The sequence below is a fragment of the Pseudoalteromonas sp. QJM3NY_22 genome (assembly GCF_056173065.1).
Window position 1 is genome coordinate 942,045 of sequence record NZ_CM149655.1, and the last position, 13,610, is coordinate 955,654.

The 13,610-nt window shown below is 38.0% G+C and carries 9 protein-coding genes, 3 pseudogenes and 1 riboswitch; of the genes and pseudogenes, 7 read left to right on the top strand and 5 right to left on the bottom strand.

The annotated features are described in order from the left end of the window. Nucleotides 1-64: 64 nt before the first annotated feature. On the top strand, nt 65-1,126 hold the full coding sequence (locus AC0VZ4_RS04170; protein ID WP_475440988.1) for a Ca2+-dependent phosphoinositide-specific phospholipase C: 1,062 nt from the start codon (nt 65-67) through the stop codon (nt 1,124-1,126). A 21-nt stretch (nt 1,127-1,147) separates the two neighbouring features. Then, the gene (locus AC0VZ4_RS04175) at nt 1,148-3,871 is read left to right on the top strand and encodes a TonB-dependent receptor (RefSeq protein ID WP_475440989.1); all 2,724 of its coding nucleotides are present in this window, start codon (nt 1,148-1,150) and stop codon (nt 3,869-3,871) included. Nucleotides 3,872-4,156: 285 nt separating this feature from the next. On the opposite strand, the pseudogene AC0VZ4_RS04180 reads toward AC0VZ4_RS04175, so the two are convergent. Continuing rightward, nucleotides 4,157-4,306, bottom strand: a pseudogene (locus tag AC0VZ4_RS04180) (ISAs1-like element ISPsesp1 family transposase); the annotation flags it as partial. Between the two features lie 87 nt (nt 4,307-4,393). On the opposite strand from AC0VZ4_RS04180, the pseudogene AC0VZ4_RS04185 reads away from it, so the two are divergent. After that, nucleotides 4,394-5,362 (top strand): annotated as a pseudogene (locus tag AC0VZ4_RS04185) (IS30 family transposase). A gap of 25 nt (nt 5,363-5,387) precedes the next feature. On the opposite strand, the pseudogene AC0VZ4_RS04190 reads toward AC0VZ4_RS04185, so the two are convergent. After that, nucleotides 5,388-6,341, bottom strand: a pseudogene (locus tag AC0VZ4_RS04190) (ISAs1-like element ISPsesp1 family transposase); the annotation flags it as partial. 221 nt (nt 6,342-6,562) lie between these two features. Then, nucleotides 6,563-7,054 carry a pantetheine-phosphate adenylyltransferase gene (coaD, locus tag AC0VZ4_RS04195; protein WP_007377838.1) on the bottom strand — a complete coding sequence of 164 codons (492 nt, stop codon included), beginning with the start codon at nt 7,052-7,054 and terminating at the stop codon, nt 6,563-6,565. Nucleotides 7,055-7,248: 194 nt separating this feature from the next. Here coaD and AC0VZ4_RS04200 point away from each other — a divergent pair, with 194 nt between their 5' ends. Together AC0VZ4_RS04200 and thiI are read left to right on the top strand one after the other, a co-directional pair. Beyond that, entirely contained in the window at nt 7,249-7,902 is a 654-nt protein-coding gene (locus tag AC0VZ4_RS04200) for a TetR/AcrR family transcriptional regulator (RefSeq protein ID WP_007377837.1), read from the top strand. 97 nt (nt 7,903-7,999) lie between these two features. Beyond that, the gene (gene thiI, locus AC0VZ4_RS04205; RefSeq protein ID WP_008134855.1) at nt 8,000-9,457 is read left to right on the top strand and encodes a tRNA uracil 4-sulfurtransferase ThiI; all 1,458 of its coding nucleotides are present in this window, start codon (nt 8,000-8,002) and stop codon (nt 9,455-9,457) included. Nucleotides 9,458-9,482: 25 nt separating this feature from the next. On the opposite strand, the gene AC0VZ4_RS04210 is transcribed toward thiI, so the two are convergent. After that, nucleotides 9,483-10,385, bottom strand: a complete 903-nt coding sequence (locus AC0VZ4_RS04210; protein WP_475440990.1) for a ketopantoate reductase family protein — start codon at nt 10,383-10,385, stop codon at nt 9,483-9,485. Further along, on the bottom strand, nt 10,378-10,731 hold the full coding sequence (locus AC0VZ4_RS04215) for a VanZ family protein (protein ID WP_475440991.1): 354 nt from the start codon (nt 10,729-10,731) through the stop codon (nt 10,378-10,380). Before AC0VZ4_RS04215 ends, AC0VZ4_RS04210 begins: the two co-directional genes overlap by 8 nt. A 151-nt stretch (nt 10,732-10,882) precedes the next feature. Between AC0VZ4_RS04215 and AC0VZ4_RS04220 the strand changes: the two genes are divergently transcribed. Further along, nucleotides 10,883-11,365, top strand: a complete 483-nt coding sequence (locus AC0VZ4_RS04220; RefSeq protein WP_007377833.1) for a YajQ family cyclic di-GMP-binding protein — start codon at nt 10,883-10,885, stop codon at nt 11,363-11,365. A 164-nt stretch (nt 11,366-11,529) separates the two neighbouring features. Next, nucleotides 11,530-11,712: riboswitch (cobalamin riboswitch) on the top strand. A 37-nt stretch (nt 11,713-11,749) separates the two neighbouring features. Continuing rightward, nucleotides 11,750-13,579, top strand: a complete 1,830-nt coding sequence (locus AC0VZ4_RS04225) for a TonB-dependent receptor domain-containing protein (RefSeq protein WP_475440992.1) — start codon at nt 11,750-11,752, stop codon at nt 13,577-13,579. Nucleotides 13,580-13,610: the final 31 nt, after the last annotated feature.

Sequence of the window (13,610 nt, forward strand, 5' to 3'; positions counted from 1 at the left end):
TTTTGTGTCCCCTAATTTATAAATGCTCGCTCTTAGATAGCAAACTCAACAATTGAGACGTGCTATGCCACTTTTTATTTTTATTATTTTTGCAGGTTATGTAACTAGCATTAACGCTATGCCATTAAATACCTTTCAAATGATTGGCTCACATAACAGCTATAAAAAAACATTAAATGTAGGCGTTAAAAATAAATTAAATACTCTAAATCCTAAACTAATAGCCCGTATTGATTACGGTCACTCTCCCATTATTAAACAGTTAAATAGCGGTGTTCGCCATTTAGAAATTGACGTTTTAAAAGACCCTAATGGTGATTTATACATAAAACCTTGGGCTAATACTTTTGCAACGACTCCTTTATATAATGAGTTAGAAAAAAAGCAATTAGCTACCCCTGGATTTAAAGTAATGCACATTCCCGATATTGATGTGCAAAGCCATTGTGTATTGCTTAGTGGATGTTTGAATACACTCAAAACATGGTCAGAGGCAAACCCGCAGCACTTTCCTATTGTTGTAATGCTCAATGTAAAAGAAACGCGATCAGATGTAATTCTGGGCAATAATCCACTTAAATTTACACCGAACGATTATTATTTACTCGATGAAGTAATTCTAAAGTCGTTACCTAACTCATTATTCACGCCCGATAACTTACGTAAAATACCGTTATCTTTAAACCAAACAGTCGTTAAATTTGGGTGGCCAAGTACACGCGCCTTGGCTGGTAAGTTCATATTCTTATTTGATGGCAATACACAGCAATCGGCACTTTATAAACAAAATAGGCCTTCGTTAAAAGGGGCAAGCATGTTTGCCAATTATGATGAAAAGCAGCCCGAAGCTGCTTTTATGATTGTAAACAACCCTACACGCGACTTTTATAGAATTCAGCAACTTGTACTTAAAGGTTACATGGTGCGCACCCGCGCAGATGCAAGCTTAAGTGCAACCAGATCACAACGAACAATCCAATTTAATGCCGCGAAAAATAGCGGCGCACAAGTAATTTCAACAGACTTTATACCAGGCTCGCCACAACAGGCACGCTTTAACTATGTTGTGCAATTTGATGACGGTCATTTAGTACGCACGAACCCTTTTATTAATAATCAACTTTAAATTAAAAACCAAGGAAGCATCATGTTAAACAAACCATCACGTACGCTTTTAGCGACTGCTATAATGAGCACATTAGGTATTTCAAACTATCTACATGCAGAGCAAGGTGTACAAACAGAAGTAGAGGAAATAGTTGTACAGGGTTATCGCAACAGTTTGTTAAAAGCGAAAGATTTAAAACGAAACTCTGTAGGCGCACAGGACTCTATTGTTGCTGAAGATATTGCTGATTTTCCGGATCTAAACTTAGCTGACTCACTACAACGAGTGCCTGGCATTGCGATTACCCGAGAAGGTGGCGAAGGCCGACAAATTTCATTACGAGGTTTAGGACCAAACTTTACACAAGTACAACTTAACGGTATGGAGGCTTTGGGTACGTCTTCTTCGGCAATGGATAGCCGAGGCTCAGTAAGCAGATCTCGCGCTTTTGATTTTAACATATTTGCTTCTGAGTTATTTCAGCGCGTTGATGTAAAAAAATCCTTCTCTGCCGAAATGGATGAAGGTGGTATAGGTGGAACTGTTGGACTTCATACAGCAAAACCATTTGATTTTGATGGTTTTAATACTGCAATATCAGGTCAACTTGGTGACAATTCACAAACTGATGATGTTAGTCCACGTTTTGCAGCTCTGATCTCAGATACTTGGGATGATAAATTTGGCGCATTATTTTCAATTGCATACAGCAAACGTGATGTAAATGAGCAAGGTTACAATACGTATCGCTGGCGCAAAAAAAATGCTTCAGGCTCAGATATATCTGAATTATCTGAGGAGTTACAAGATAAAATTAACAACTCAGACATTAGCTTTTCACGCGGTAGCCGCTACTCATTATTTGAAAACCAACAGGAGCGCCTAGGGACGACACTTGCCCTGCAGTATCGCCCAAGTAATAACCTTGAATTCGGTTTTGACGCTCTATATGGTGAACTGAATAATGACCGCAGTGAATACCACTTACAAAATAGAGGTTCTAGTTCAACAGCTATTGGTTGTACTGGACCGGCTTATAACAACGAGCAAATATGCTCAAAGCTCACAACTCTTGAAATAAATGAAAATAACGACGCTATTTATTCGGTATACGAAGACGCCGCTATTCATTCAGAAAGTCGTAGCCAATATGCTGATACTCAAATAAGTCAGTTTGTATTAAATAGCGATTGGCAAATTACAGAAGATTTAAATATGACCGCCTTAGTCGGGCGTTCAGAAACCAAGTTCAATACAGGCAGTGTTAAAGTTTACCTAGAAACATTTGGCAATGAAACTATTGATTATCGCAAGGATGCTTATTATGGGGAAAATACATACGGGTTTGATCCTGCTGACAGTAGTTTATTCCGTTATCACGAAATTGATATATCTGAAGAAGAAATCACCAATACATTTGACTCTATAAAATTAGATTTTAATTACACGCTTAACAATACTTCAAATATAAAGTTCGGTGTATCTAATAAAAAGTTTGAAAGTGAAAACGGTGAAACTAAATCTGATAACGTTAACCGCAGCGATTGGGAAAATGGCGTACTGGATGACACGGTATATCCAAGCCTGACATTTACAAATACCGCGCACAATAAACAGCAATGGGTAAGTGTCGATGTACTAGGCACCCTAGCAAGTATGAATATCGATCCTAATTTAGATAATCCTGATTTTACCGATAACGTACAAGAAAAAACCTTTGGGGCTTATTTGCAATACGAAGCTGAATGGGAATTGGGCTCAGGTTATTTAATGGGTAATGCTGGTGTACGCCATTACGATACTAAAACCAACGCCGTAGGTTTAATAAATGGAGAAGTAGTTGATGTTGAAAACACCTACTCAGGACTTTTGCCTGCTATAAATTTAGTTTGGGATAGTAATAACAGTTTAGTACTGCGTGCAAGCTATGGCGAAAATCTCACCCGCCCTTCGCTCGGTGCATTAGTGCCAACAGGCGTTGTACAAAATGATGCCACATCAACTAATGGCCTTAGTATCAGCTCAGGAAACCCAAACCTTAAACCTTACGAATCAGTTAACTTCGACTTTTCAGTCGAGTACTATTTTGAAAACATTGGGTATGCGGCCGTAAGTTACTTCCATAAATCTATCGATAACTTCATTATCACCGAAACATATGATATTCCATACAGTCAAACCGGATATCCTCTTAGCTTTTTAGGCGACGTAGACGAAAACGGTAATCCGCAAACAGCAAATACTGTTTTTACTGTTATTCAGCCACAAAACTTAGATGAAAGTGATATTAGTGGCTGGGAACTTGCTTTTCAACGTGACCTAGACTTTTTACCTGCCCCGTTTAATAACTTAGGTGTTATTGCTAATTATACATTTGCTGATGGTGAAGCCTTGTACCGTAATGTGGGTAATTCAGGTATTGATCAATATAAATCATTCCCGGGCCTGTCAGAGCATTCGGGTAACTTTACAGTATATTACGATTCTGATTCATGGGGCGCACGCGTTGCAGCCGCTTATAGAAGTGACTATATTGCATCGGTACAAGCCGGTAACGGCGATGAAGACGAAAATGGTTTTCATGCCAGTACATACATAGATGCATCAGCATTTTATCAGGTTAATGAAAAGCTAAAGCTCACTATAGAAGCCAGTAATTTGACTAATGAACGAGAAGAGCAGTATTCAGACTCCAATGATCGTTTGTACAATACGACGGTTAATGGTCGTACTGTTTATTTAGGTGCAAGTTATCGTTTCTAAATTATAAAAATGAGGCTCTACTTTTGTGTAGAGCCTCTCATTATTCTTTAGGGATTCATCAAAAAAAGAAGACTTATAAATTCACTTAATTAAATAAAGCACTCGATGTAAATCTATTTTCAATGGCTTTAGCAAATATGACTTAAAAATACTTTTAATTTATTTAGCTGAACAGATAGGGTTACATTATTTACCAGCACTCTTATTGAAGAGTCATTAAATTAAAATCACATAAAATTTGATTGCCTAATTTCAGCAGGGCGCAAGCATACTTTGTTAAAAATGTTAACCAAAAAGAAGTTCTTCTCTAAAAGTATCATCATAACAAGCTCTTACACACTTACTTCTTATTGACCCCTTGCTTTTCGTATGCTGCTTTATCATGTTCCTAACGACGCGTCTAAATAGTGCCATATGTTGCGCACTTAATGGCTCCTAAATTCGGATAATAAGTGCAATTTCTCAGATTAGATGGCCAGCTGTTATAATTCGGCCATTCTCTCGCCAAAGGAAATTGCTTTAATGAAATATAAACAGCTGACACAAGCAGAAAGATACCAGATTTACGCGTTAATAAAAGCAGGAAATAACCAAAAACAGATAGCTGATGAACTCACTCGTTCACCGTCATCTATCTCTAGAGAGTTAAAACGCAATAAAGGGCTTAAAGGCTATCGACCTAACCAAGCCAATAATTTTGCAGAGCAAAGACGCAAGTCATCTTTCAAAGCAAGTAAGTTAACAGATGATGTTACTGACTGGATTAATAAATTGTTGGTTGACGGACTTTCGCCAGAGCAGGTGGCAGGCCGCTTAGCTTTAGAGAAAAAGGTCGTTTTGCATCATGAAACGATTTATCAATATATTTACAGAGACAAGGCTCGTGGTGGTGAACTACATAAGACACTCACTCGTGCATGTAAAAAGTATAAAAAACGCTATGGAAGCTACGATAAACGTGGACAGATAGTTAATCGAGTCAGTATTGATGAACGCCCAAGTATTGTGGATTCAAAGTCTAGGATTGGTGATTGGGAGGGCGATACAGTGATAGGCAAAGGGCGTAAAAATGCCCTTGTTACAATGGTTGAACGTAAAACGTTATATACAGTCGTTCACAGAATTGAAAGCAAGCATGCGAAAATAACAGCCGATGCGCTGATCAAGTGTATGACACCCTATAAAGGTAAGGTTATTACCGTGACTTTAGATAATGGAAAATAGTTTGCTCACCATGAGCATATTGCACAAAAATTAGAAGCGGATGTGTATTTCGCTCACCCATATTCATCATGGGAGCGGGGCATAAATGAGAATACCAACGGCTTACTTAGACGCTTCTTCCCCAAGGGAACTGACTTTATGTCGCTAAGTGAAGCAGAAATACAGGCGGCAGTTGATAAGCTCAACCATCGGCCAAGAAAAACAAGAGGGTATAAAACCCCTCATGAGTTATTTACGGGGCAATCAGAAGTTCTGGTGGCTGCATAATGATTGCACTTAATACTTGAATTCAAGGCTCATGTATTTGACAGGCATCTTCTTTAAATACGACATCCAGTATCCAGTGTTGCTGATTTTCTATCAGCCAATGTTGTCTTATTGCTTTACTTATCAATATATTGTCTGTCAACGATGTTAGGTAGTAATGTGTGTCAATACTCGTTCTATTACCCTTCGTTCGCTCTCGCTGCACCGCAACGATTGTTCTAACTGATGGCCAGCTCTCTTTAATTTCACTCGGTAATAAACGCGCATCAAGACAATCTATCGTGCGTACTTCTTTTCGCCCATGCCCTTCATCTTGTGTTACATGACTAAGTATCTCTGAGTTTTCAGATTCATACTGGTGTGTAAATGCATCTTGAATCGCGCTATAAAGTTTCTTTTGATTACCCTTTGCTTGCACTAGATAATCTGCATGTCTGCTAATTAGCTGTTTTAGCGTTTCTTTTTGGCAGTGCAAAGCATCAAGTGTAATGACGGTGTTATTGATATCGAGTATTTTCAATAAATCCCGAACTGCCGGTATTTCATTCGTCTTACTGCCAACTGTTTGGTGGAATAATGTGAGACCTGCCTCACAATCAAATGCTGAGACGAGGTGTAATTTATCAGCAATGTGTTTACTTGCTCCGCGAATAGTTTTGCCATCGAAGGCAATGACAGGATGCGCTGATTTAACGCGGTTTTGATTGACCCAGCTATACATCGCGAGTAGTAATGAGTCAGTATCAACGGTTCTAAAAATCCGAGCAATACTATGTCGAGTGGGTATGCCATTTTTGAAAGAACGAAATCCTCTTAACCAATTAAGCTTACTTTCGCCATAGACTTCAATGTCTTGCCAGTTTTCACACCCTGATGTAACGGCAGTAATAATAAGAAAAAGCACATCAACTAAGTTATGGTGCTGATTTATATGTGAACGATTATCTTTGACGAGTTCTAAATGTGAGAAGAGTGACATAATAAGTTTAAGGTGATGAAATTTATGGTATTAGATCATAAAATTTGTTTATTTACAAAGTGTGATCCCGCCCTGTGCCTATTATTGATATTACGATGGCACTAATATTAATTATCAATAAAGACTTACTGAAGCTGGTTTGGTTAATTAAAAAATTAAAGACATCATCTATATCAAAGCTAAATTAGCGCATACGGGTTATGCGCTAACGCAGTAAATTACTATTGGGCACCACAGCCCAATTTAGTTTTTAGCGCTTTGACAATTACAGGGTCCACAAACTCGCTTACATCACCATTGTGACGTGCTACTTCTTTAACGAGTGTTGATGAAATAAATGAATTTCGCTCTGCGGGCGTTAAAAATACACTTTCTAAATCGGGGTTTAGGCGACGGTTCATATTTGCGAGCTGAAATTCATAATCGAAATCAGATACAGCCCTAATACCACGAATAAGCACATTAGCATTATGATCGCGCGCAAGGTCAGCCAGCAAGCCTGAAAATCCGATAACTTTAACATTACCCAAATGACTCAAAATGGTATTAGCAAGTTCAACACGTTCTTCTAGGGTAAAGCAGGGTTTTTTACTTGGGTTGTGGGCAACAGCAACTAATACGGTATCAAACATTTTTGCAGCACGATGAATCAAGTCTGTGTGCCCATTGGTAAGCGGATCAAAAGTGCCTGGGTAAATTGCAGTAACGTTCATAATATTCACTAGTTATTATTTTAGCGTTAGTTTAACAGTGTTTAGGGCACAAATCAGCTTTGCCCAAATAGATTATTTATTCAGTTCCTAATGATGGTTAAGGAGTAAGTGTGTTTTAATCGATAATATTTGTTTATACTGCGTGGTCTATTTTTAGTGTAATGTAGTGCATAAGATAATTAGAGTATTAGCGTATGAATACCAAGGATAAAATAATACACACCAGTATTTCGTTATTTAATGAGCAAGGTGAGCGTGCAATATCAACCAATCATATAGCGTCGCATTTAGGGATGAGCCCCGGTAATCTTTACTACCATTTTAAAAATAAAGAAGACATTATTCGTCATATATTTGCGTTATATCGCGATCATTTAAGTACGCAATTTAAACCTATCAACAAAAATGACGATGCATTTAACCACTTAACAGCTTATTTAGATTCGTTGTTTGAATTGATGTGGCGCTATCATTTTTTTTACGACAACCTCGGCGATATACTCGCCAGAGACGCTGATTTGAAGCAAGCTTACATTGATTTCCAACTCGAATTATTAGAACAAGTGCGAAAAATTATACTGGGGCTTCGCGACAGTGAAATGATTGCAATTGATGAGCAAGATGTCATTGATTTAGCCCATACGCTTAAGCTAACGGTTAGCTTTTGGACGCCTTATATAAAAGCCCGCAGGCCAAGCGGTACCCTTGCTGAGCAAGATATATATCACGGTATTTTAAAAGTACTTACATTGTTTAGAGCGTATAGTACTGATAAAAGTATCGATAAAATGAACCTGCTACGCGAAAAATACACCGAATTAGCACAACACGCGCAAACTGTTGCCTAATCGCTAATCATTGGCTGTTTCCTAGACGCTGAATTTTTTGCTATAATCGCGCGCCAAATGCCTGGGAGCGCGAATTCCCGCAGTCTAAGAGTGAACTATGCTTAAATTTATCGTCAAACTACATCCTGAAATAGCCATTAAAAGCCGTTCAGTCCGTAAACGCTTTACTAAAGTGTTAGAAAATAACATTAAAATTGTATTGCGCCGTGTTGACGAAAAAGTACAAGTTAGAAATAACTGGGATAATATTTCAGTTGTTACAAAGCTTGAAGATGCGCAAGTTCGTTTAGATTTTATCGATAGCCTTAAACGCATACCTGGCATCGTTCAATTTATTGAAGTAACCGAAACACAATTCGAAACTCTTGATGATATTTACCAAAAAACAATAGCGTTAGTTGGGCATACAATTATAGGTAAAACCTTTTGTGTTCGTGCTAAGCGTATAGGTCAACATGACTTTACCTCAACTGATTTAGAGCGTTATGTTGGTGGTGGATTGAATCAACATATTGAAGGCGCAAGCGTTAAACTTAGCCGTCCAGAAGTAACAATACGTTTAGAAGTAAAAGACGACAAAGCTTACATTGTTTCGCAAACGCATTTTGGTATGGCTGGTTTTCCACTACCAACGCAAGAAGACGTGCTTTCTCTTATGTCAGGTGGTTTTGACTCTGGCGTAGCAAGTTATCAAATGATTCGTAAAGGTGCACGTACACACTTTTTATTCTTTAACCTAGGTGGCGCAGCGCACGAAATTGGTGTTAAGCAAGCAAGTTACTACTTATGGAAAAAATACAGCTCTACACATAAAGTTAAATTTGTAACGGTTGATTTTGAACCTGTTGTTGCTGAAATTTTAGAAAACGTTGAAAACAGCCAAATGGGTGTTGTACTTAAACGTATGATGATGCGCGCAGGGAGTGTAGTTGCCGACAAGTTAAACATTCAGGCACTTGTCACTGGTGAAAGTATTGGCCAAGTATCTAGTCAAACATTAGCGAATTTAAGCGTGATTGACCGTGTTACTGAAACGCTTATTTTACGTCCGCTTATTCAACACGATAAGCAAGAAATTATTAATATTGCTCGCCAAATTGGTACGGCTGAAATGGCAGAAACAATGCCTGAATACTGTGGTGTTATTTCTAAAAAGCCAACAGTTAAAGCCAAAATAGACGTTATTCTTGGTGAAGAAGAAAAGTTCGACTTTGATGTACTTGATACCGTTGTAAACAACGCACGTATAATGGATGTGCGTGATATTGACGTTGAAGCCAAACAAGAACTTAAAGAAGCGGAATCGGTTGCTGATTTACCTGTAGGCTCTGTGGTAGTTGATATTCGCTCACCAGAAGAAGAAGAAGCTGCACCGCTAGAAATCGACGGTGTTGAAGTGGTGCATTTACCGTTCTTTCGTCTGGCGACTAAGTTTGGTGATTTACCAAAAGATACCGACTACTATTTATATTGTGACAGAGGCGTAATGAGCCAACTACAGGCACTTATGCTGCACGAACAGGGCTTCGAAACTGTAAAAGTTTATCGCCCGTAAAGTTAAAAGTTTATGTAAGCGTGGTTTATACCACGCTTTTTTTTGCCTGAATTTTGACAAACAACTCATCGTTGTAAGGTGTTTTAATGTTGTGGAGTTTACCTTGTTGGCTAATATAGCCGCATATAGCTGAGATTTCAGTTTCTCTGTTATACGCTAGATCTTGCTGCATTGAGGAGTAATTATTTGCGGTTAACTCCATTATTTTATAAGCGGTATTAAGTGCTTTAATTAATGGAACATTAAGCCCTTGAGCCTTTGCAATATTACATGCTTCAGTGAGTGCATTAAAAATTATTGTATTGTACTTAGGTGCACGTAATTCGCCATTTCTTACATTACTTAAAGCGCTTAATGGGTTAATGGCAATATTTACGAGTAGTTTTTCAAAACGAAGCTGCTGAATGTTATTAGTAAATGTTAGGTTGGGTATTACTTTAAAAATATCAGCTATTGGCGCACTATTTTGAAGTGCTAGCTCATTACAGCCACCAATAACGCTTTGTCCTTCACCAGTGTGTTGCACAATATATTGGTTTGATTTAAAGCCCGCTATGCTTGTCGTTAAAAAGTAGAGTGCTTGATGGGTGTTTAGTTGGCTATTTACCTCATCAACATTACCCATTCCGTTATGCGAAAGTACAATAGAGCAATGAATTGGTAAAAATGGCTTTATTTGTGAAAACGCATCAAGTACTTGAAAAGCTTTAACAGTAAATAAAACAACATCAAATTCAGCAGCTTTATTTAGCTGATTTAATGAAATAAATTGAGCGTCAATTTTTTTAGAGGTCCCTTTACCTCGACTATAAAAGCGGGTATTTGTTGGGCTTTTACGAGTTAAAACACTGACATTATGCGATGCGCTTAAAAAGTGGCTAAGTAATAAGCCAATAGCACCATCGCCAACGATTAAAATATTAGCCATATGGGTTCTTTTTTCGAGATGTAAAAATTACTCTAAGTAAAAAGTAGCTTGCAGCACCTGCAAAATCAGCAAAAAAATCACCGAGTGATGCCTGCCTATACGGGAGTGCGTCTTGCATTATTTCTATAGATGCGCCATAGCCTGCCAATAAAAGTATTTGCGCATATAAAGGAAGTTTAAACGCTTTATCCATTATTATGGCTAGTATAAAAAAAACCCCAAAATGGGCGACTTTATCAACATGAGGGAATAAATTTACAACGCCACCTTTTATTTCTTTAGCAAATAAAAGGGTAAAAGCCACAATGCTAATTAAAAAAATTGCTTGGTAAACACGCCTTGTCACGACAAATCCTAAAATCGCTTAAAAAAGAGACCGCAGTATATCAAACTAATTTAGTATCGCACCTGAACAAGATGCAGAAAAATGTAAAGAATTATAATTTTAGCGTTATAATTGCCACATAAAATTAAGATTAAATAGTTAGGAGAAACCAATGCCTTCATTTGATATTGTATCTGAAGTAGAAATGAACGAAGCTAAAAATGCGGTTGATAACGCCAACCGTGAGCTAGAGACCCGTTTTGATTTTAGAGGTGTTGATGCATCTATTGAATTAAATGACAAAACAATTAAATTAAAAGCTGAAGCTGATTCTCAAGTTATGCAATTGTTTGATATTTTGGCAAACAAAATCTCTAAGCGTGGTATGGATGTATCAAGCTTAGAGCTTCAAGATATTACTCGTGCAGGTAAAAATGTATTTCGTAACGTTGGCTTAAAGCAAGGTATCGAAAAAGACATGGCTAAAAAAGTAGTTAAGGCCATTAAAGACTCTAAAGTTAAAGTTCAAGCCGCTATTCAAGGCGAAGAAGTACGCGTTACTGGTAAAAAGCGTGACGATCTTCAAGAGGCTATGCAAGTAGTGCGTAGCGCTGAGCTAGGTCAGCCTTTTCAGTTTAAAAACTTTCGCGACTAAATTACACCAGCTAGAACCTAGCTAACGAGTGTGTAAAATGTATTAATAAAAGCTAAGCAGCAATGTTTGGCTTTTTTTGTGAGGTTATTTTTCGTATTTATCATAGATGAACCTATCTTTAGCTGTATAGACGTCCATTGACATTTATAAACAAAATACCCACAATAGCGGCATATTTTCAAGGTGCTTGCTAGCCACTTCATGTAATGATTTTTTTAGCAGGATAATCGGGAAGTTGGTGCGTTTTCATGATGACTACAAGCCCAACACTGCCCCCGCAACGGTAAAGTATTGCATGTTTTATATGCTTACTGAGTCCGGAGACCGGCCTTGATGCAATCTTACTTACTTAAATCTTTGCGGTGGGCAAAGGTAGGGGACATCATGTTAAACAAAACAACTCTAGGCGTTGCAATTTCTGCTGCGCTTTCATTTTCTGTGTCTGGTGCAGAGCAATCAATTGAAAAAATAACCGTTACAGCTAATAAGTTTGAGCAATCAATTAACGACGTTTTAGCGAGTGTAAATGTTATTGAACGTGCTGAAATAGAAGCAAGTAACGTACGCGATTTACCTACACTTTTAAGCACGCGAGTGGGTTTTCAAGTTAATCCAAACGGTGGTTTTGGTCAAAATACAGGTGTGTCACTTCGTGGTACGGGCTCTGGCGATACGTTGATTTTAATTGACGGTGTACGTACAGGCTCAGCAACACTAGGTCAAAAAGCACTAAATAATGTCCCTCTAAATAGTATTGAACGCATAGAAATTATTAAAGGCTCTCGCGCGGCTGTTTATGGCTCTGATGCACTCGCTGGTGTTATTAATATTATTACGCGTGAGTCAGATAACTTATCCCTAAGCGCTACATTTGGTTCTGACTCTTATCAAAATTATCAAGTTGCGGGCTCTGTAAAATCAGGCGATATAACAACAGCATTTAATGCAGGCTTTGAAAAAACAGATAACTTTGATGCACTGCAAGGCGTAGCACCAGATGAAGATGGCTATGAAAATAAAAACCTTGGTTTTAAAGTAAATTACACCGATGCACATTACGGCGACTTTAAGTTATTAGGCCAATACAGTGAAGGCTATGCAGATTACGACAGTCGCTTTAGTCCAGCCACAAGTACTATAGAAACAGGTGATTTTAAAAACTATCAGCTTTCTGCAGGTTGGAGTAAAAACTACACTAACCAAACGCATAGTATTGATTTAGCGCTTTCAACAGATGATTCTCACGATACCTCAGCATTTGGTGTAAATGATTTTATAACGAAACGTGTGCAATTTGATTATAACGGTCAATATATATTATCTGAAAAGCTTAATATTAGCGGTGGTGTTAACTGGTACAACGATGATGTATCGCACAGTTCAACGCAGTATGATATGCAAGAGCGTGATGTATTAGCAGTATTTGTTGGGGCTTATTACAATGCTGAAAAAGTGTTAGCTAATTTAACAATTCGCCAAGACGATGATGAACAATTTGGCGACGAAACAACATATACAGCTGCTGCGGGTTATCATTTATCTGAAGACGCCACGTTCCGCATAAGCCAAAGCACTGGTTTTAAAGCACCTACATTTAACGATTTATACTTTCCGGCTTTCCCTGGTTTTCCACCTTCATCTAATCCTGATTTAGAGCCTGAGAAATCATTAAATCAAGAGATTGGGTTAAATGTAGATTTTGATATAGCAAGTATTGACGTTGCTATTTTTAGAAATGATATTGAAGATAAGATATCTTTAGATTCTAACTTTTTTCCTATCAACTTAAATGAAGCACGCTACGAAGGGGTTGAATTTAGCTTATCTCAGCAGTTTTTTGGTTTTGATAGCAACCTTAACTTTGCTTACTTAAGCGCTGAAGACGAAGAAACGGGCGCAGAGTTGCGTAATGTTGCTAAACGTACTTTTAACTGGGAACTTGCAAAACAGTTTGGTGCGTTTGACGCAAGCTTAGACATGCAATACCGTAGCGACCGACAAGGTGCTGTGACTCGCTTAGGCTCTTATACACTTTGGAACTTGGCGGGTAATTATCAAGTAAATGAACATATTGAAGTTTCGCTTCGTGTAGAAAACTTATTTGATAAAGAGTATAACGCTGTTGATTCAAACGCTGATTTTACAACGGGTGAAGTGTATTACTACAACACGCCAGAGCGTCGCTTTTTTGCAGGCGCAAGCTACCAGTTTTAACGGTATTTATTAATATTAAAAAGCCCGACAT